The following is a 20,993-nucleotide window of genomic DNA, read 5'->3' as shown; positions in this document are numbered from 1 at the left end:
GGTCAGTTTTCGTTGGCTAGCAAAAGCAACGATAAGTCGAGAAGCCCCCACTTCAAGCGACCTGTAAGGGTGGTAAGTGGTGGGAGTAGTTCACAAATTGTATTATGATATTTCAGTATCTATAATACAGATTACATGAAACGGCTCTTGTGGCAAACAAAAAGATACTTGTGAGGGAGAGGACGATGAACGATTTACTAAAGAAATTGAACCGAGTAAGCCTGGTGAAGCAGATCATTGCTGGTCTGGTAATCGGGGTGATCCTGGCACTTGCAATCCCTGGAGTTGCAAAGCCTGTTGCCATTTTTGGATCATTATTTGTAGGGGCTCTGAAAGCAGTTGCTCCCATTTTGGTACTGTTCCTGGTTATGTCGGCGATTGCCCAGCATAAACGCGGACAGAAAACAAACATGAAAATGATTATTTTCCTCTATTTTTTGGGAACGTTCTTGGCGGGACTTATCGCCGTTATTGCTAGCTTCCTGTTCCCGGTAAGCTTAAAATTGACAGCTGGCACCGAAGGAATGACGCCTCCAGGAAGTGTGGTAGAGGTTCTTAGAACATTATTGCTCAATATTGTTGACAATCCGGTTAACGCTCTTATAAATGCTAATTATATCGGAATTTTAGCCTGGGCAGTCCTGATCGGTTTTGCTCTGAGAAGTGCAGCAGATTCAACAAAAGTGGTGATTGGCAATTTAGCCGATGCTATGTCCAAGATTGTCGCCTGGGTTATAAAATTTGCTCCGCTTGGCATTATGGGTCTAGTATTTGAATCCATTACGACAAACGGGCTTAGTTCCTTGCTTGGTTATGGAAAATTGCTTGCGGTTTTAATAGGCTGTATGCTGGTCGTTGCGCTTATCGTCAATCCCCTTATCGTGTACACGATGATAAGGCAAAATCCATATCCGCTTGTGTTTAAATGCTTAAAAGAAAGCGGGATTACCGCTTTCTTTACAAGAAGTTCAGCTTCTAATATCCCTGTGAATATTAAAATTTGTGAAGAATTAGGGCTGGATAAAGACTCCTACTCTGTTTCGATTCCGTTAGGCGCAACGATTAATATGGCAGGAGCAGCTGTAACGATTTCCGTGATGACACTGGCTGCTGTCCATACACTTGGCATTCAAGTGGATATTCCAACCGCCATCCTTCTTAGTGTGATGGCTGCCATCAGTGCAGCCGGTGCTTCTGGTGTTGCTGGCGGCTCATTGTTGCTGATCCCTCTCGCAGCCAGCTTATTTGGCATCCCAAATGATGTCGCGATGCAAGTGGTTGCTGTAGGTTTTATCATTGGCGTTGTGCAAGACTCTGTTGAAACGGCACTTAACTCATCGACAGACGTTCTTTTTACGGCTGCTGTAGAATTCAGAAAATGGCGCCAAGAAGGAAAAGTAATCAACATCAAGAAGACATCTTAACTGTCAAATATTCAAATGAATAGTGAAAAATAGTTGAAAAAGCAGGTAAGATGATTTACTATCAATTCATATAACACAATATATTGTGTTAGTAAGAGATTTTTACATCTAAATATTGAAATTGCCGATAAGTATGGTGTCTGAATAAGACTTAATAGGGAATCTGGTGTGAATCCAGAACTGTTCCCGCAACTGTAAGTGCTGACGAAATAAGGATGAACCACTGTCTAACAAATAGATGGGAAGGCCTTAAAATAGGGTGATGCACAAGTCAGGAGACCTGCCATATTTATTCGTGTTATCTTCTTCGGGAATAGGGAAGGTATACGGGGATAAATTGATAGTCTCATGCTGTTTTTGGTGCTTTATATGAGCTGTTAGGATATCAACGTTACTTAAACCCATCTTTCGAGATGGGTTTTTCTTATTTTTCAGGGAGCATTTTTTACACACAGGAGGTCGGACATGGAAGGATTATCAGCAAATGTGTCAAGGACATTTCAGAACAGGCTCGTCCTGCCGCCAGATACAAACCATCTTGGCACGATTTTTGGCGGAACCGTGCTGTCCTATATTGATGAAATCGCCGCAATTGCCGCGATGAAACACAGCAGGAGGGCAGTTGTCACCGCCTCGATTGACTCGGTTAACTTTCTGTCTGCCGCGGTAGTAGGCGATATTTTAACACTCGAAGCGGTGGTCATTTCAACAGGCAGAACATCAATGGAAGTATTCGTGAAAGTGGAAAGTGAAAACTTGAAAACAAGCAGGAGAACGCTGACGACCACGTCAATTCTTACGATGATCGCGAAGGATGAGAATGGTAAACCGGAGCCAGTCGCAAGGGTCATTCCAGAAAACGATCAAGAACGGGAGATGTTCAATACTGCCGATATGCGAAGGAAGCGCAGGCTGGAAGCAAGAAAAAGCAATCAAGTTGGAGGGATAATCGATGAGTATCCAAGCAAAGGATGAAAATGCAGCAAAACTGATCGCAGAAATAGAGTTTGCGTTCCCTAAATTGGACTTTCCATTTTTCAAAGCAAAGGTGGACCAAGCCCTTGAAGTGAAGGATATGACCGATGATCAGATCGAGAACATGTTGATTTTGACCGCAGTGGAACGAATTAGCCGGGACGAGCCTGAATGGACATATGTAGCTGCGGGGTTTTATTTAAAAAAATTATACAGACTTAGTGCCCATTTTCGAAATGGAAGAATAGAATCTGGTTACGGTTCATTCTATGAGTTGATCAATAGCTTAATAGAGATTGGGATTTATGACAATCGAGTGTTAGCATCCTACTCCCGTGACGAAATAGATCACCTGGAAAAAGTCATCGATCCAGAGAGAGACAAGCTGTTTACCTATATAGGGCTTTTAACCTTGGCGGAAAGGTATCTGGCACGCACCCAAAATGGTGATATTGCCGAACTTCCACAGGAGCGATTCATGATGATCGCGATGACATTGTTAGCTGAAGAACCAAAGGAAAAGCGGATTCCATTAGTGGAAGAGGCTTACTGGGCGCTTTCCAATTTATATATGACAGTCGCCACACCGACATTATCGAACGCTGGCAAAAGCTATGGACAGTTATCGAGCTGCTTTATTGATACAGTTGCTGATGATTTAAGAAGTATTTACGACTCGAATACAGATATTTCCACCTTAAGCAAAAACGGGGGCGGAATTGGCGTTTACCTTGGAAAGATCAGAAGTCGCGGCAGTGATATCAAAGGTTTTAAAGGGGTCAGTTCGGGAGTCATTCCGTGGATGAAACAACTGAATAACACCGCTGTTTCGGTTGATCAATTAGGACAGCGTCAAGGGGCGATTGCTGTTTATCTCGATGTGTGGCATAAAGACATCTTCTCATTCCTTGATGCCAAGCTGAACAATGGAGACGAGCGCCAGCGGACGCATGATTTATTTTCAGGCATATGTATCCCGGATTTATTTATGGAACAGGTGGAAAACCGTGGGGACTGGTATCTGTTCGATCCTCATGAAGTAAGGAGGGTCATGGGATTTTCCCTTGAAGATCATTTTGATGAGGAGAAGGGGGCTGGCTCCTTTCGCGAAAAATATTGGGCTTGCGTCCATCAATCTGGTTTGTCACACGAAGTGGTTCCTGCTATTGAAATCTTCAAATCTATCATGATTTCTCAGCTCGAAACCGGCACCCCCTACATGTTTTACAGGGATCAGGTCAACAGGCTCAATGCAAATCACCATAAAGGGATGATTTACTGCAGCAATCTCTGCACAGAAATCACCCAGAATATGAGCCCTACCCTCCTTGAAGAGGAAACGGTGCAGGACGGAAAGATAGTAATCTATAAAAAACCGGGGGACTTTGTTGTCTGCAACTTATCCTCGATTTCTTTAGCAAAGAGCGTGATAGATGATGTACTTGAGAGAGTGATCAACATCCAAGTTAGGATGCTCGATAATGTTATCAATATCAATGAAATTCCTGTCCTCCAGGCGCAAATAACCAACCAGAACTACAGGGGAATCGGACTGGGTACATTTGGGTGGCATCATTTACTGGCTCTTCAAGGGATTAAATGGGAAAGTGAAGAAGCGGTCGAGTATTGTGATCGTCTCTATGAAACGATTGCCTTTTTCACTATCAGCGCAAGTCTCGAGCTGGCAAAAGAAAAAGGGGCATACCCTTATTTCGCAGGATCGGACTGGTCAACAGGACAATTTTTCAAAAAAAGACAATACATTGGTGACAGCTGGGACAACCTGGCTGAGGAAGTAAAGCAGAATGGAATCAGAAATGGGTATCTGATGGCGGTAGCTCCAAATTCTTCCACTTCGATTCTAGCTGGTTCGACAGCAAGTATTGATCCGGTTTTTAGGTTGGAATACTCCGAGGAGAAGAAGGATTATAAAATCCCTGTGACCGCACCAGATTTATCGGCCGAAACGATGTGGTTCTATAAGACAGCCTATAACGTGGATCAGCATTGGAGCATCAGACAGAATGCCCGCCGACAGCGCCATATCGATCAGGGGATTTCGTTTAATTTCTACGTCACAAACAACATTAAGGCAAAAGCGCTGCTGGAGCTGCATATGGATGCATGGAAGTCCGGACTGAAAACGACGTATTACGTCCGCTCCACCTCCAGCAGTGAGTTTGCTGAATGTGAGAGCTGCCATAGTTAAAAGAAAGGATGAAAATCAATGACGCAATTGAAGAAAAGAAACCTTGTAGACGTTGGAGCTCCCAATGCTTCAACTGGCATTTTAAATGGCCAGAGTTCCAATATATTGAATTGGGATGATGTCCGTTTCCCCTGGGCTTATCCAAAATACAAGAGAATGCTGGGGAATTTCTGGACTCCTTTTGAGATCAATATGTCAAAGGATATCAAGCAATTTTCCATGCTTTCCGAAAAAGAACAGGATGCTTTTTTGAAAATCATCGGTCTGCTGGCACTCCTTGACAGCATTCAAACAGACTATGCTGGCAAAGTTGCCGATTATCTCACCGATTCCAGTTTAAATGCATTAATGATCATTTTGGCACAGCAGGAAGTAATCCATAACCATTCCTACAGCTACGTGTTATCAAGCAACGTATCCAAGTCGAAGCAAGAGGAAGTGTTCGACTACTGGCGGACAGAACCGATCCTGCGCAAGCGGAATGAATTTATCACGGACGGCTATAAAGGGTTCGCGGAACATCCAAGCATAGGAAATTTGTTGCATTCCATCATCTATGATGTCATTCTCGAAGGCCTGTTTTTCTACTCGGGCTTCGCCTTCTTTTATAACCTTGCGCGGAATCAGAAAATGGTCGCCACCAGCACGATGATTAACTACATCAACCGGGACGAACAGCTGCATGTAGGGTTATTTGAAAAAATTTTCAAAGAGATTCTCCTTGAAAATCCAGAATATGACACAGAATCACTGAGAGAATTTGGAACGACAGCCTTCCAAAAAGCGGCACGATTGGAGACTGAGTGGGCTGAATACATTATCGGCAACGAGATCGACGGGCTACTTTTGTCAGACGTGGAAGCATATATCAAGTTCATGGCAAACAAACGGGCAGAACAACTAGGCTTTACTGCCCCCTTCGAAGGGCATCGAACCAATCCATTAAGATGGATTATCGCCTATCAGGAAGTGGACCTTGGCAAAACGGACTTCTTTGAGCAAAAATCAAGACAGTACACGAAAACCTCCGATGAGAATGGGTTTGATGAACTATAAGACTGCCATCGAAAACAAAAGAAAAGCGCGTTGATCCAGAAGGATTAACGCGCTTTTTAAACAGGCATACATAAAAAGATGTCCTGCTCCAAAGAATGAACTTTTATAAAAAGACATGATATAATGGTATTAATAGTAAGGAAGAATGTGAGGGATTCGTTATGTTATATGATGTTCTTCAAGAAAAGCGTGATTTAATATTAAAAATTGCAGATGATCATGGCATCTATAATGTACGGGTTTTTGGTTCAGTTGCAAGGCATGAAGATGGACCTACAAGTGACCTTGATTTACTTGAAGAATTTGAGAAAGACAGAAGTTTGTTTGATCTGGTTCGATTTAAACAAGAGATTGAAGACATACTCGGTATTAAAGTCGATGTTGTAACAGAGAACGCGATTCATTGGGGTATGAAAGAAGATGTGGTAAACGGAGCTATTCAATTATGAAAAAGGACAAAATCTATTTGCTTCATATTTTGGAGTGCATAGAAAATATTGAATTATATATTTCAAATGGTGAAAGTGACTTTTTTAGTTCTAAACTAATTCAAGATGCGGTCATTCGTAACTAAACGTGTTACAATAGATTTTCGAAAGCAAAATCCCCATGTACCTTGGCGTGAGATGGCGGGATTAAGAGATGTTTTAATTCACGATTATTTTGGAGTAGATAATGGAATAGTATGGAACGTGGTTGAAAAAGAAATACCACTTTTGAAAGAAAAAATAACCGTTATTCTTGATAAATACGTTTAATACGTAAAGGCTTGGGATTTAAGGAATCTAAAGCCTTTTTATTGCTAATTCACTTACAAAATTGTTCCTGTTTGAAGTGGGAAATACTTGGAGAATAGAACTGAAATACAAAAAGCCTTACCCGTTTTTCAGAACGGATAAGGCTTTTTGTTAGGCTTTTCTAAGCTGTGGTTGCTGCCTTTTTCTGGGTACTTGTTGCTTCTGAAGTCTTTCTCTGGTAGTAATACCAGTTTAAGATGATCGACAATACATAGAAACCAATGAAAAGCGAGAATGCTGGCACATAGCCGCCGGAAATAGTAACGGACCAGCCGAACAGCTTCGGAATCAGGAAGGATCCGTACGCCGCGAAGGCTGCGGTGAACCCTAGGACTGGTGCCGCTTCTTTCGGAACGAAGATTTCAGGGATCATCTGGAAGGTGGAACCAGAGCCCATACCAGACGCAATGAACAGAATCAAGAATGATGCCAAGAATCCGCCGAACTGCTTTGTGCCTAGAAAATAAATGACACTACCAGCTCCAGCCAACATCACTATCAGGACGATCGACGTCAGCTTAGCTCCGCCCATTTTATCAGCAAGCCATCCGCCGACAGGGCGTGATGCTGCGGCAAGGAAGGCACCTAAGAAGGCAAAAGAAATATATTCAGGGAACTGTGCTTTCAATAATAGTGGGAATGCTGCTGAATACCCAATGAAAGATCCGAATGTTGCAACATAAAGCCATGTCATGATCCAAGTGTGTTTCCTTTTTACAATCACGAATTGATCTGAGAATGATTGCTTTGTTCCAGGCAGGTTATCCATGCCGAACCATGCTGCGATCGTGACAATTGCAATTGGTACAAGCCAGATGAAAGCTGCATTTTGCAGCCAAACCTGCTGGCCGTTGGATAATTGCTGTCCATCACCAGCGATAAAAGCGAAAGTTCCAGTTGTAATGATCAACGGTGTTACGAATTGAACGACAGAGACCCCCATATTGCCTAAACCACCATTGATTCCAAGTGCGGTTCCACGTGCCTTTTTCGGAAAAAAGAAACTGATGTTGGAGGAAGAACTGGAAAAGTTTCCGCCACCCAGGCCGGAAAGTGCTGCGAGTAAAAGCATAACCGAATAAGGTGTATCAGGGTTCTGGACAGCGAAACCGATGCCAATTGCCGGAATCGCAAGCACTGCCGTCGACAGGACGGTCCAGTTACGACCACCCATCATCCCGACTCCAAAGGTGTAGACAAATCGTAAAGTTGCACCAACAAGACCAGGCATGGCTGCTAAAGTGAAAAGCTGCTGATCCGTAAAGCTAAAGCCAATATCATTTAAGCGAATGGCAACTACAGACCAAATCTGCCAGACAATGAAAGCGAGCATCAGGGAAGGAACAGAAATCCATAAATTCCGTTGGGCGTGTTTCTTGCCTTCGGATTGCCAAAAACGATTGTCTTCCGGATTCCATTTATTTATGCGAGCCATTTTCATTCCTCCAAATATTTTTAAGTAGGTGTTTATAAGATTAATAAACCATTTATATCACACAGTAGTTGTGACGAACTTCACATCTGAAAACACCAACACAATTCTGTCAAAAAGTATTGAACATTTTTTGACAAGAGGGCATCATCAATGCCTATAGGGGTATCGAGATTTGGTGCAACGGGTTTCAGCAGTTTGAAATGGAATAGGGAGAAACACCGATGCGTTCACCATTTTTCAGCACAGGAAGTAAATATGCTACAATGGAGCAATACTAGTGACGAGGCAAGCTATAGGAGGACTGAAAATGCTTAACAATGATATACTGATCCGTTTGCGATATGCCCTGGATATCAAGGATACAGATATGGTGGAGATGTTCAGGCTAGGCGGCGTGGATATGAGAAAAGATGATGTGCAGCTGATGCTGAAGAAAGTCGACGAAGAGGAAGACGATGAGTTGTCCGAGGATTATATAAGGGTCAACAATGCGATGATGGAGCAGTTCTTAAATGGTCTAGTTACCTTTAAAAGAGGGAAACGGCCAGGAGAAAATGGCTCTCCCCCTTTGAGCGGGGAAAATGTGAACAACCAGCTATTGAAGAAGCTAAAAATTGCCTTGTCGCTGACGAGCGAGGACATGCTAGAGCTTCTTGAACTTGCCGGTGTCCGGGTTTCCAAAGGGGAGCTAAGTGCCATTTTACGGAAGGCTGGCCATAAAAATTACCGAGAATGCGGCGATAAGTTTGCCCGTAACTTCCTAAAAGGTTTGACCTTGAAGTACAGGGAATAAGGAAGCCGTCGAAAACCCTGATCGGCCAGCCTAATTATTTTTCTGCCAATCTTTGGTTGATTAAAAGATTGCTAGAGTGGGAATAATAAGCGTAACACGCTTTAAAACGGAGGTAGATCATCATGAAACAAATCACTGAGTTTATGAGTGAAGAGGGCTTTGAGCTAAAGGGGTATGTAACTCAACTATTTGAGCAGGCTACTGATAAAAAAGACAAGAAAAAACGCTGATCGCAACGTATGCGAATCAGCGTTTTTTGTTTTTTGATGACTGTTAACTAGATCACATGGTTATACTAAGGTAAATTTCCTTTATTTGTAAAATGAGGCGAGTGTATGATTAATGTAATTTATGGGTTAATATGGGCTGGTATTTTTGTGCTGTGGGGAGACTGGCAGAACTGGAGAAAGTACTATCCAACGGTTCTCTTTTTCATCCTTGGTGATTTTCTGTACATGTACTTATTATCTGAACATTACCCGATGTGGAAGTATAATCCTGTGCCAGGGGACAAGCATGCTGGCATCACGAATACTCATATTTCTTTTTTCATTATGGCTGTCAAATATCCAGCTACCTGCTTCGCCTATTTGGCCCATTTTCCGAGGGACGGGCGCATGAAGAAAGTCGTTTATTATTTTGCATGGATAAGTGTCTATTTTTTGAATGAACTGGTAGATGTCCACCTCGGGCTAATGAAGTATTTTAATGGCTGGAACCTATGGTGGTCTGTGCTGTTCGATTCTGTGATGTTCCTTGTTTTAAAAATCCATTTTCATAATCCGCTATTTGCCTTGATTGTTTCCGCCGTGTTTATCGTGTTTCTATGGAACAAGTTTGATGTGCCTGCCAGTGTTTTTCGATGAACGATTTGGGCGCGGACTTTTATGTGGAAGCGGAATTGTTACATGATTGGTGGTCAGAAAGGTATAATTAAGTATATCTTGAAAGTATTTTTTGGAGGTGTAAGGATGTCATTCCAAATTTCTGAAGAAGCTGGCCGCTTTGTTGCGAAGGATGAAGACGGGCTAGAGGTTGGAGAAGTGACCTTTATAAGGAATGGTGATAAGGTGTTGGTCATCAATCACACTGGGGTAGATCCAGCGTACCGGGGACATGGTATTGCGGGAGAACTGGTCCGCCATGTTGCCGAAAAGGCGAAAAATGAAGGCTTGAAAATCGATCCTGTTTGTACGTATGCAAAAAAAGAACTGGAGAGGGATCCGAAATACAGTGGGATTTTAAAAAATTGAGTCTTAGGGACTAATGATCCTTTTGAAGATCTTAATCAAACGTTTGATTAAGATCTTTTCTTCGTGAAAATAGCGTTACCACTCCATCAGTAGGGTATATTAATTCAAAGGGATATTTTTGGATAGATAACCGAATACAAGATTATGGGAGAAGGGTGGAATAGCAATGACGGATAACCAAGCTGGCTGGAAAATGGATAATAGTTATTTGCAGCTGCCAAACATATTCTATCGCCAGCAAAAACCGACAAAAGTGAAAGCACCTGAAGTGGTGATTTTTAATGAGTCGCTTGCGGAAGAATTAGGATTGAACTGCGAGCCGTTTCAAAATGACAAAGGAGCTGCCATCTTCGGCGGAAATGAAATTCCAAATGGAGGGGTTCCCCTTGCCCAGGCTTATGCTGGACATCAGTTCGGCCATTTCACGATGTTGGGGGATGGAAGGGCTGTGTTGCTTGGTGAGCAAATCACTCCTGATGGGAAAAGGTATGACATTCAGTTGAAAGGTTCAGGCCGGACGCCGTATTCCCGAGGCGGCGATGGCCGGGCAGGACTTGGACCGATGCTGCGCGAGTTTATCATTAGTGAAGCGATGACGGGCTTGGGGATTCCGACAACGAGAAGCCTCGCTGTGACTTCGACAGGAGAAGAAGTCATCCGGGAGACAATTCAGGCTGGAGCGGTGCTGACACGTGTAGCCGCAAGCCATTTAAGAGTCGGTACATTCCAATTCGCTGCCAACTGGGGCAAGAAAGAAGACCTCAAAGAACTGGCTGATTATGCCATCAAGCGCCATTATCCTGACCTCGACGGAGAGGAGAACCTATACCTTTCGTTTTTGAAAAAAGTGATTACCAAGCAGGCAGCTTTGATCGCAAAGTGGCAGCATGTCGGCTTTATCCACGGTGTCATGAACACAGATAATATGTCCATAAGCGGAGAGACGATCGACTATGGTCCTTGTGCATTTATGGACAATTACGACCCAGCAACTGTATTCAGTTCGATAGATCAAGAGGGGCGATATGCCTATGGAAATCAGCCGTATATTGCCGGCTGGAATCTTTCTAGACTTGCAGAAGCTTTGCTGCCATTGCTTCATGAGAACGAGGAGGAAGCCGTGAAGCTAGCCGAGGAAGCCCTCTCAGCATATCCCGATACTTTCGAAATGGAATTTCTAACAGGTATGAGGCAGAAGCTTGGACTTTTTCATGAGGAAAAAGAAGACAAAACCTTAATTTCTGAACTCCTTAACTTGATGAATAACAACAATGCAGACTATACGAATACGTTTAAAGCTTTGACCTTTGGAAAGCTGGAAGGATCGGAGCTATTTAAAACGGAAGCATTTATCCAGTGGCATGAAAGGTGGCAACAAAGACTAGGACGTCAGGAAGAATCAAAGGAAGATGCCCAGGAATTGATGCGAAACAACAACCCAGCGGTCATCCCGCGAAATCATCGGGTAGAAGAAGCATTGGAGGCAGCGACAAAAGGCGACATGAGCGTCCTGCTGAACCTGCTTGAAATCCTGGCGAACCCATATGAGCACTCAGCGGAGCAAGCAGAATTCTGCCAACCCGCCCCGCCATCCGCGAATCCATATCGGACTTTTTGCGGTACATGATGTGTTTTTATGGTTAGAATCGTGAAAAAATGTCCATTACCGGAATCGAGAACATCGTTAGCCATGAAAAAAGGCAGTCCCATCAGGGATTGCCTTTTACTTCTACTTTTTGCCCTTCACGCGCTGAAATCCTGGCTGCGTCCAATACTTTTTGCGTCGAACGTCCATGCTCGAAATCTGCGAGATACGGGTGCTTCTCACCGGAAAGAAGCGTTTCATGGAGCGCGTTCAAAGCCCTTTGAAAGCCATTATAATATCGGGCTGCAACCTCTGGCATCCCAGAAGGAGCTTGTAAATCACGCACTAGCTCCACTTCTTCGAATGGCGAATTTCCGGCGGAGAGGAGGACCTTATTGTCATCCAGCATTACAAGTGTTCCTCTCGTACCAAATACTTCCAGACGCCATGTGTTCTCGGTTTTGCGCGCTGCGGAAAGGAGCTCCAATGTTACAGTCGCACCGTTTTCAAGAGAACCGATGATTTGGAAAGCGTCGTCCGCTGTCCGGTGTTCTGTATGCCCATTATCAGCCGTTTGAATAGGAACATGGATAGGAAGCTGAGCAAAAACTTGCTTAAATGTGCTATCCAGCCACCAATGAAGAGAATCCGTCATATGGGAGCCGATCGCCCCAAGCATGCCGCCGCCCTTATCTTCCTGCCCGAGCCAGCCGCGTGGTTTTGAAACCAGACCATTATAGCTCGCAAATGAACACAGGTAACGGACATGTAAAATATCCCCTAGTTGCCCGTTCTCCAAAATTTCTTTTACCTTTGTACGAGCCGGCAAGAAACGGAATTCATGGTTGATCAGCCCAAGTTTTCCCGCTTTGTCCCGCTCCACAATCATTTTTTCTACTTCGGCAACATCCATAGCCATTGGTTTTTCACAAACTACATGTATGCCCTTTTTAAAAGCGGCAACAACCATTTCTTTATGCAAATTCACTGCAGAAGAGACCACTACTAAATCGAGAGCTTCTTCCTCAAGCATTTGTCGCCAGTCAGTGTAGACATTTTCAATTCCGCTGGCGTTCCTGGCTTCCTCAATATTGCCCCTTGAAACGCTCGAGACTGCTGCTACCTCGAATCCTTCGTGTTGTGCCATCATTGGCGCATGTACCTTTGCGCCAAAACCCGTCCCGATGATACCTACTCTAAACTTTTTCAAAAATAACACCTCTGTCCTTAGTATAGTTTAATAGTAAATCCAGCAGGGGTAGAAAGTAAAATAATTTTCAGATTTTTTAATACCCAGAAAGGTACAGGTTACAATCTGGGAGGGGCTTGAAAAGGAATTGATGTTGATCTACAGGTAAAAATCAACACACCAGAAATTTGCTTCTCTTATTATTTTTTGCGGGAGTATATGAAGAAAAGTTTTTTATACTAGTCTGACTGCTAGGGATGGTTGTTTTACCTTTGATAATTATTCAGCAGGGTCACAAGCAAGACCAACATGTGCCCGATAAGGAAGAAAAAGCGAGAACACGGTCACAAGAAAGGCCAACATGTGCCCGATAAGGAAGAAAAAGCGAGAACACGGTCACAAGCAAGGCCAACATGTGCCCGAAAAGGAAGAAAAAGCGAGAGCACGGTCACAAGAAAGGCCAACATGTGCCCGAAAAGGAAGAGAAAGTGAGAGCACGGTCACAAGCAAGGCTAACATGTGCCCGAAAAGGAAGAAAAAGCGAGAGCACGGTCACAAGCAAGGTCAACATGTGCCCGAAAAGGAAGAGAAAGTGAGAGCACGGTCACAAGAAAGGCCAACATGTGCCCGAGAAGGAAGAGAAAGCGAGAACACGGTCACAAGAAAGGCCAACATGTGCCCGAGAAGGAAGAGAAAGCGAGAACACGGTCACAAGAAAGGCCAACATGTGCCCGCAAAGGAAGAGAAAGTGAGAGCACGGTCACAAGAAAGGCTAACATGTGCCCGAGAAGGAAGAAAAAGCGAGAGCACGGTCACAAGAAAGGCCAACATGTGCCCGAAAAGGAAAAAAGGAAAGAGAACTTCCGATGATGCAGCGGTAAGAATAACTATTCAAACGTTTGATTAAATCGTGTGTTCCATCTTAACACTTTCGTTCCCTGCTTTTGGTCAATACCTCAATTCCACTTCTGCTTATGGTTTCTCGTGCAGTCCTATGAAAAAAACTTGAAAATAAAACAGCCGAATCCTTCTAAAGGATTCGGCTGTTTGTCTGTGTTACTCTGTGATGATAAATGCATGGATTCCCTGGCTTTCCATTTCGCGGACGCGAGCTTCGGCAGAATCACGGTTTGAAAATGCACCTGCTTGTACACGGTACCATTTCTCGCCTGAAATCTCCACCGTTGCAATAAAGCTTTCAAACCCTTTTGCTTTCAGGACTGAGAGTTGATGCTCCGCATTTGTTCGGTCCTGGAAAGAACCGGCAATCACTTTGTGCAAAGATTGTCTGCTGCCCGGGGCTGGATTTGTGCGATTCTTTGGTGAAAGTTTGAACGCCTTCGCAATCCCGTTCGCATGTCCCTGAGCAACGCTTTGCCGCCAGGATTCTTGCTTCATAAGCGCGGCATCATGGGCATGATCGATAAAGCCGTTTTCTGAGAGCATCGCAGCCATTGATGATTCACGAAGTACATGAAAATTGGCTATTTTCTTGCCGCGATTAGGGAGCTTGTTTAATTTTATCACCTCGGAATGGATAAGATCACGGTATTGAGCGGTTGCTGAATTATTTGAAAGGCCACTATAGATGTAGTCCTCGTATCCACTCGCTGAACCTTTGTCAGAATTAATGTGAATGGACAGATAAAAATCAGCCCCCCAAGAATTAGCCTCATCAGTACGCTGGATAAGACTTTTGGTCAAATCGCTTGTCCTGCTCATTTTGATTTCGATATTTTGATAGTTTTTTTCTAGAATCGAACGGAGTCTCAGTGCAATATCTAAGGTCAAATTTTTTTCAAGAAGACCATTTCCCTGTGCTCCTGGGTCTGAGCCGCCATGGCCAGGATCTAAATATAGTTTCATCAGATCACCTCTTTTTAAAATAGATTTCCTTATAGGATACGTCAAAGAAATGAATTGGTAAGGGTGCATGTCCTGTGTGGCGAGAATTTTTTCATGAACAATGCTTGTGAACTTGAAAAAACCTAAATCTAAATAAGTTTGAAGTCGTTCGAGGGATGCATAGGTGTTGACAGCTAGATTCATTTCATGTTAAATTTATCTCGAATTAAAAATAATTGATTTAGAGATTTATTTTTTGGAATAATATCTCGAATTAAAAGTAAAATAGGAGGATTTTGGAATGACTAAATTCGCAATCGATCCGGCACACTCAGCAATTGGCTTTGAAGTGAAACATATGATGGTATCAAAGGTAAAAGGACAATTCAATTCTTATTCCGCGGATATTGAAGCAGCAGATTTGACAGATTTAACTACCGCTTCCATTGCAATCAACATTGACGTTGCAAGCATTGATACACGCAACGAGGACCGTGATAATCACCTCAGATCAGCAGACTTCTTTGATATCGAAAATAACCCAACTATCGAATTTTCATCAACTAACATTACTCGTGATGGTGCGGATTACAAAGTAACAGGCGACCTAACGATCAAAGGCGTAACAAAGCCAATCACATTCGATGTCGAATACGGCGGCAAAGGAACAAATCCTTGGGGCATCGAAGTATACGGTTTCGAAGCAGAAGCAAAAGTAAACCGGGAAGAATTCGGTCTCACCTGGAATGCAGCACTTGAAACAGGCGGTGTCATGGTTGGGAAAGACATTAAGATTAAAGTAGAACTTGAAGTAAACCCGGCAGCATAAGTTAGATTTTAAAAACCATTCAGTGATTTGATGTCTCTGGATGGTTTTTTTATTTGTATTTGAAGTCAATTGGGAAGACATTGGCAGGCTTGGTTAGATGTTTGAGGGGGAATCTTGACACAGGTTTGGTGAGAAACGAGAAACTGTCCTCCGTAGCTTACTTAAAAATCAACCGCCACTTATATTCGAAACACTGATATACTTTAGAATGAAAACTTGGTATAATTTTACCAAAATAATCTAAGGTGAGAGGTACATATATTGAATAAATCAAAAATGCAGTTCTGGCTGATTCAGATTTTGCTTATCACATCTATCATTTATGTTTCTACGAAGATTTCATTTATCTTTCAACCGATCGGGGTTTTTATCTCGACGGTGTTTTTCCCAATTTTGATTACGGGTTTCCTCTATTTTCTGCTGAATCCGGTGGTCGACTTTCTGCATCGTAAAAAAGTTCCGAGGGTACTTGCGATCTTGATCATTTATGTAGTATTTGGGGGACTGCTTGTCCTTGCGATCGGAAATCTAGTTCCAGCTGTTTCCAAACAGGCAACCGAGCTTGCAAATGATCTTCCCGATTTAGCTAACAAGACGACGGATTATTTCTATAATATAGTTCGTTCATCCGAATTTAAAAACTTCAGGGTTGAGCAACAAAATACGATTGATTCCGTACAGCAGCGGCTGATTGAATATGCAAATACGTTGCCGAACAGTCTGACGAATGGTCTGATGGGTTTTCTTGGCGTTGTCACCAACATCGCGATTATTCTCGTGACCGTGCCGTTTTTATTGTTTTACATGTTCAAGGATGGTCATCGTTTCCCACAAGCTGTGTCTAAGCTCATTCCGAAAGAATACCGTGAAGAGGGGCTGAAAATCCTGAAGGAAACAGGGGAGACTCTTTCTGCTTACATCCAAGGACAGGTTACTGTCGCTTCCGTTGTGGGTATTCTCGCGTTTATCGGCTATATGATCATTGATTTGCGCTATGCACTAATTATGGCGCTCATTGTTGCTTTTACAAATATCATACCGTATGTTGGTCCGATTATCGGAGGAGCACCGGCCGTGCTGGTTGGTTTCTTTGATTCCCCGACGAAGGCGTTGCTCGTTGTTGTGGTCATACTAGTGGCGCAACAGATCGAAGGGAATCTGCTATCTCCACTGATTCTAGGAAAAACACTGGATACCCATCCGGCAACGATCATCATTATTTTACTGGCTGCCGGGAATCTGGCCGGAATCCTGGGGATGGTATTGGCAGTACCGACCTATGCAGTCATCAAAACAATCATTTTGAATTTGGTAAAATTTTTACGAGCCAGAAAGCGAGCAAGTATGTCTGTGGACGTTAAATAAACAATAGTCTTCTTTGCCAATGCATTTTGGGACAGTGGAATGGCCTCTGTCCCCGGGGGGAATAGGGATGATATTGAAAAAACTAGACCCGATTACGGGGACAGCGATCCAGGAGAAAGGGATTGAATTTGTCGTTGATTGGGTAGATGTGCATAAGCAATATTTTTATACGCTTGGTTGTTTCTACGTACAGAATCAGCTTCAGATGGAGGAACTGTTTTACCGATTCATTGGGAAGGTACATAAGGATTGGCCAAAGTATAAAGGAAATAATTCACATAAAATGTGGATGACAGCAAATTTTATTCAGAGCGCCCGTGAGCTTTCGAGAGAGGACGGATTAAAAGGTCCTGAAGATTCACGTCAGGATCTATACAAAGCAATTGACCACTTGAAAATGGAGGAAAAGGAAGCGCTGATCCTTACTCATGTTGCAGGCTTTTCTCTTGAGGAGGCAGCGCAGATCCTTGGCATGACAGTGGGAAAAATTAAGACCGATTTATACGCTGGGATTCAGTCCGTCCGAAACGAGCTTTACGGAAAAGATTATCATGGTTGTGAAGAGTATCAGACACATTATATCGATTATTTGTTAAAATCGATGGATCGACCGGCAAAAATCGAGTTTGAGGTCCATCTTTATCATTGTCCGGCATGTCAGGCCGATTTGGCCAGTTTTCAGGAAGTAATGATGTTCAGGTTTGACGAGCTGCAAGAGCCTACAGTACCATCACAGTTTCTCGATCCTATCAAGAAAAAATTGACAGAAAAAAAGGAACAGCGAAAAGGGAAGAACAAAAAACGAAAAAAATGGGCCGTGCTTGCTGCAAGTGTTTTTGCATTCGTGATCGCTCTTGGTTTCATAACGGGTGTGCTGCCGAAAGTCTATTATGCGGTGGCCGAAGAGAATGAGCAATTACGCCCCTTTTTACAGCAAGGGTTTGGCAAAAGGCTAAACTTAGAAGCAGAAAATGCGGATGTATTGATAAAAATCAACGGGGTAGTTGCCGATGATATCCGGACGCTGGTTTTTTATGAAATTCATGCTTTAAAAGAAGACAAACAATATTTTATCCATTTTGAGGATGGAATTTCCGTTGAAAATGAATTTGAGATTATGAAAACCCAATCGTATCCATTGTATTCTACTCTAAGTGATAATGGGACAGGATGGAACAACGAAACCAAGAAAAATACATACTACGGTAAGGTTTCCCTAAACCCGCTAAAAAAAGAGGAGGGGTTAATCAAGCTAAGGGTATCCAAGATTCAGGAATGGAGCAATGACCCTGAGCTTAAATTTGGTTTTTTGCCCGGTGAGAACAAAACGGGACATTGGTCGTTTGAATTTTCAGCGACCAAACAGCCTTCCAAGGAATATAAAATCGAGCAACAGAAGAAAATCGAAGGAGTCCCGATTCGGATCGATAAATTAATAATCGCGCCAACTACGACGATCTTACAGTATGCAATCAATAGTCGGGATGTAGAGAAGCGAATTGAAATGGTGAATTTTCGTTCATTAAATGTAAACAACAAAAAAGTGGAGGCTGACCAGTATGGCGGTTACTTTATCCAGACTTTGCAGGACAATGACTGGGTTGGATATCAAACGTACTTCGATCCAGTTTACGGCGAAAAGCCAAAAAAGGTAAGAACGGAGTTAGAATCAGTTTATTTATCCGTTAGTGACCAGAAAACGATTGACCTGGGCGGATCTCAACCATTTCCCCGGACGATTCACTATGCAGGGAGTGACATTGCCATCGATAAGGTCAAAAATGGACAATGGACAAATGTCGTGATAACCAATAAGGATTTAATAAATCGGGAGTACGAATCGATTCAATTCGGTTTTCAAGGAGGTTCGACAGATCAACCAAGCATCACCAATATGGAATCGAACGGAGTGCTCATGGATAAAAATGGCGTTGAATACGACGATCGTTCAGGGCCAATCGATTTTGAAAAAATAGAGCAGCCCCGCTATTTTGTCACAGAACAGACATTGGGAATCGAAGGATTTGAAAAGAACGATATGAAACTCGAAATAATTGGATACAACACCATGAAGTATGTGAAGGATGATTGGAATCTCGCGCCTGTTCAGCTGTTAGAGGAAAAAGAATAAGTTTGACAAATGGATAAAATTATCGAAATACTCGAAAGAAACACTAAAGGGAATTAAAATTTCAATTCAATTAAATAGCCAATGAGCGCTATAAAAAAGCCCTTTTCACATAAATACACTTAGCATACGATCTCCGTTCTGATTAAGTGCCATCTAAAGCAGGAGAAGGAAACGGCGAGTAGAAAGGTGCTTGCCACTAGGAAGTTGCGACAATTATAAAGGCGATTGAGATTTTCTTATAGGTATAAAATTTGTCGTGCGCAAATATATAAGAATAAGGAAACTGTTGATTTTAGGGTAATGGAGAACCTTAAGGTGCTGATCATTTGAATAGGAACAAGAAGTTACAAGTAACCATTTTTTTGCTTTTAGGTTTGCTTCTCATTTTACTTATTCATGTCATCCTCCACACTAAGGTTTATGTCGTGTTCAGTGCAAGTCTTGGCTCAGTTTTCCTGATTGGATTGATTCTCTTTCTGATTCTTTATCTTTATGTAAACAGATAGAGATTTTGCAGGAAAGGGCACGGTCACTATTTCGCAAGCCAATACATGCCCACATTGACTCTAACGAGAGGAGGGGGGAAAGTTGAATCGTGCACCGAACAGGGTGGAATATTATCTAAAAGAAAAATGCCTTTTAAGTGACAATGTCAAGCATTGGGAGCACTATATTGCAGCGTTGAGAGCAAGTAATACCGTTACGATTAACAAGAAAGAATATATGGTAGAAAAAATAAACCTCGTCCATGACCCTTCGACAGTTGTTTTAAAAATTAGTGTGGAACCACTTAAAATTTATGTTTGAGTATCCTTCGGGATGCTTTTTTAAATTCCCCCTGATCCCATCTGCATAATTTGAATGAATTAGACAAATATTAATGTCAATTGTTTAATGAATTTTCATACGGAACTATGCTGCACTATCTGGAGGAGATTGGATGGAAGATCGAAAGATTCATTTAACCTGCGTGGAAATATCGAATCTATGGGCTACATATATAAACGATAATGTCGTTAAGTGTATACTGACTCATTTTCTTCAAAGGGTTGATGATCCAGAAGTAATACCGCTTCTCGAACTAACGATTGAAATAGCGGATTCTCATTTAAAGGACATTAGCGAACTTTATCAGAAAGAGGGCATTGTCACACCAGTTGGATTTCCGGTGGAAAAGCACGTGAATCTGTCTGCTCCGCGCCTTTTTTCTGATATTTTTTACATGGAGTACATGCAGTATATGAGTAAGTTTGGTTTGACGAGCCATTCCAGTGCTATAGCTACTTCATCCAGGGAGGATATCCGTGCGCTTTTTGAAAAATACCACAATCAGGCTGCAGTCCTTAATCGCAAAATCATCATGATGATGAAGAAGAAAGGGATTTACATTCGGCCCCCTTATATGACCTATCCCAAGAAGGTGGATTTTGTGGACAAGCAATATTTTTTGACAGGCTTGTTCGGAAAAAAACGACCGCTTTTAGGGAGTGAGGTCAATCATCTTTATTTGACCTCCATTCATAATGAGCTCGGAAAATCCACCTTAACAGGTTTTGCGCAAGTAACACAGGATCCTGATTTAAAAGCTTACTTTTTTTCAGGAGTCCAGCTTTCTGACAAAATTTTGAGAGGAAGTCAACATGTGATGATGGAAAGCAATGTCCCAAGCTCGATGTCTTGGGATACAATCGTTAGTGATTCAACAGATGCGCCATACTCTGACCAGCTGATGCTTTTTGTAGTCGGCATTCTATCTCAATTGGGCATAGCTGCTTATGGAATGGCATTGTCGATGAGCATGAGAAGAGATGTTGGAGTGTTGTATAGCGGTTTTCTGGCAAGATCTTTAGCCTATTCTGAGGATGGAGCCCAGATGATTATTGAAAGAGGCTGGCTCGAGCAGCCTCCGATGTTTGAGGATCGGGACAAGTTGATGAAAGTGGAAAAGTAAGGTAGTTAAGGGGGGCCATCAATTTTGGGTCCCTTTCTATTGTGGTTCACAGGACGTTTTCGTCAGGTCCATTTATAAGCTGTTCGGATATTACAATCTGATAACAATTCCTCTAAAAACTTCTATTTCTTAGAAAAATATGATAGTATGACGGAC

General features: G+C 42.6%; 19 protein-coding genes and 1 riboswitch. Of the genes, 16 read left to right on the top strand and 3 right to left on the bottom strand.

The features are described 5' to 3' along the window. Positions 1-185: 185 nt before the first annotated feature. From sstT to J2S25_RS20060, 6 genes are all read left to right on the top strand, one after another. Positions 186-1,424, top strand: a complete 1,239-nt coding sequence (gene sstT / locus J2S25_RS14680) for a serine/threonine transporter SstT (protein WP_307192256.1) — start codon at positions 186-188, stop codon at positions 1,422-1,424. 117 nt (positions 1,425-1,541) lie between these two features. Further along, a riboswitch (cobalamin riboswitch) is annotated at positions 1,542-1,726 on the top strand. Positions 1,727-1,889: 163 nt separating this feature from the next. Continuing rightward, positions 1,890-2,399, top strand: coding sequence for an acyl-CoA thioesterase (locus J2S25_RS14675; RefSeq protein ID WP_307192255.1), 510 nt, complete (start codon positions 1,890-1,892; stop codon positions 2,397-2,399). After that, positions 2,377-4,608, top strand: a complete 2,232-nt coding sequence (locus J2S25_RS14670; RefSeq protein ID WP_307192254.1) for a ribonucleoside-diphosphate reductase subunit alpha — start codon at positions 2,377-2,379, stop codon at positions 4,606-4,608. Before J2S25_RS14675 ends, J2S25_RS14670 begins: the two co-directional genes overlap by 23 nt. An 18-nt stretch (positions 4,609-4,626) precedes the next feature. Then, positions 4,627-5,664: a ribonucleotide-diphosphate reductase subunit beta gene (locus J2S25_RS14665; protein ID WP_307192253.1), complete on the top strand. Its 1,038-nt coding sequence runs from the start codon at positions 4,627-4,629 to the stop codon at positions 5,662-5,664. Between the two features lie 161 nt (positions 5,665-5,825). Beyond that, entirely contained in the window at positions 5,826-6,113 is a 288-nt protein-coding gene (locus tag J2S25_RS14660) for a nucleotidyltransferase family protein (RefSeq protein ID WP_307192252.1), read from the top strand. 105 nt (positions 6,114-6,218) lie between these two features. Continuing rightward, positions 6,219-6,422 (top strand): HepT-like ribonuclease domain-containing protein, encoded by a 204-nt coding sequence (locus tag J2S25_RS20060; RefSeq protein WP_198528162.1) that lies wholly within the window; start codon positions 6,219-6,221, stop codon positions 6,420-6,422. A gap of 160 nt (positions 6,423-6,582) precedes the next feature. On the opposite strand, the gene J2S25_RS14655 is transcribed toward J2S25_RS20060, so the two are convergent. Then, a complete protein-coding gene (locus tag J2S25_RS14655) occupies positions 6,583-7,896 on the bottom strand; it encodes an MFS transporter (protein ID WP_307192251.1) in 1,314 nt (437 codons plus the stop codon). A gap of 301 nt (positions 7,897-8,197) precedes the next feature. On the opposite strand from J2S25_RS14655, the gene J2S25_RS14650 reads away from it, so the two are divergent. From J2S25_RS14650 to J2S25_RS14635, 4 genes are all read left to right on the top strand, one after another. Then, positions 8,198-8,689 (top strand): YehS family protein, encoded by a 492-nt coding sequence (locus J2S25_RS14650; protein ID WP_307192259.1) that lies wholly within the window; start codon positions 8,198-8,200, stop codon positions 8,687-8,689. Positions 8,690-9,024: 335 nt separating this feature from the next. Then, positions 9,025-9,555: a CBO0543 family protein gene (locus J2S25_RS14645; protein WP_044391699.1), complete on the top strand. Its 531-nt coding sequence runs from the start codon at positions 9,025-9,027 to the stop codon at positions 9,553-9,555. Positions 9,556-9,660: 105 nt separating this feature from the next. Then, a complete protein-coding gene (locus J2S25_RS14640; RefSeq protein WP_307192250.1) occupies positions 9,661-9,942 on the top strand; it encodes a GNAT family N-acetyltransferase in 282 nt (93 codons plus the stop codon). A 166-nt stretch (positions 9,943-10,108) separates the two neighbouring features. After that, positions 10,109-11,569 carry a protein adenylyltransferase SelO gene (locus J2S25_RS14635; protein WP_307192249.1) on the top strand — a complete coding sequence of 487 codons (1,461 nt, stop codon included), beginning with the start codon at positions 10,109-10,111 and terminating at the stop codon, positions 11,567-11,569. Positions 11,570-11,651: 82 nt separating this feature from the next. Here J2S25_RS14635 and J2S25_RS14630 read toward each other — a convergent pair whose 3' ends face one another. Continuing rightward, positions 11,652-12,737: a Gfo/Idh/MocA family protein gene (locus tag J2S25_RS14630; RefSeq protein WP_307192248.1), complete on the bottom strand. Its 1,086-nt coding sequence runs from the start codon at positions 12,735-12,737 to the stop codon at positions 11,652-11,654. Positions 12,738-13,131: 394 nt separating this feature from the next. Here J2S25_RS14630 and J2S25_RS14625 point away from each other — a divergent pair, with 394 nt between their 5' ends. Continuing rightward, a complete protein-coding gene (locus J2S25_RS14625) occupies positions 13,132-13,623 on the top strand; it encodes a hypothetical protein (protein ID WP_307192247.1) in 492 nt (163 codons plus the stop codon). A gap of 149 nt (positions 13,624-13,772) precedes the next feature. Here the strand turns inward: J2S25_RS14625 and J2S25_RS14620 are convergent, their stop codons facing one another. Beyond that, a complete protein-coding gene (locus tag J2S25_RS14620) occupies positions 13,773-14,582 on the bottom strand; it encodes an N-acetylmuramoyl-L-alanine amidase (RefSeq protein ID WP_044391690.1) in 810 nt (269 codons plus the stop codon). 280 nt (positions 14,583-14,862) lie between these two features. Between J2S25_RS14620 and J2S25_RS14615 the strand changes: the two genes are divergently transcribed. From J2S25_RS14615 to J2S25_RS14595, 5 genes are all read left to right on the top strand, one after another. After that, complete coding sequence (locus tag J2S25_RS14615) at positions 14,863-15,390, top strand: YceI family protein (protein ID WP_044391688.1); 528 nt, start codon at positions 14,863-14,865, stop codon at positions 15,388-15,390. Positions 15,391-15,651: 261 nt separating this feature from the next. Continuing rightward, positions 15,652-16,755, top strand: coding sequence for an AI-2E family transporter (locus tag J2S25_RS14610; protein WP_307192246.1), 1,104 nt, complete (start codon positions 15,652-15,654; stop codon positions 16,753-16,755). A 67-nt stretch (positions 16,756-16,822) separates the two neighbouring features. Next, entirely contained in the window at positions 16,823-18,886 is a 2,064-nt protein-coding gene (locus J2S25_RS14605) for a DUF4179 domain-containing protein (protein ID WP_307192245.1), read from the top strand. 588 nt (positions 18,887-19,474) lie between these two features. Then, positions 19,475-19,693 carry a hypothetical protein gene (locus J2S25_RS14600; protein ID WP_044391683.1) on the top strand — a complete coding sequence of 73 codons (219 nt, stop codon included), beginning with the start codon at positions 19,475-19,477 and terminating at the stop codon, positions 19,691-19,693. A gap of 133 nt (positions 19,694-19,826) precedes the next feature. After that, the gene (locus J2S25_RS14595; protein ID WP_307192244.1) at positions 19,827-20,837 is read left to right on the top strand and encodes a DUF3231 family protein; all 1,011 of its coding nucleotides are present in this window, start codon (positions 19,827-19,829) and stop codon (positions 20,835-20,837) included. Positions 20,838-20,993: the final 156 nt, after the last annotated feature.

It is taken from the genome of Mesobacillus stamsii, from assembly GCF_030814065.1.
Taxonomy (GTDB): Bacteria; Bacillota; Bacilli; order Bacillales; family Cytobacillaceae; genus Mesobacillus; species Mesobacillus stamsii.
This window is presented reverse-complemented; position numbering and strand designations above follow the sequence as displayed.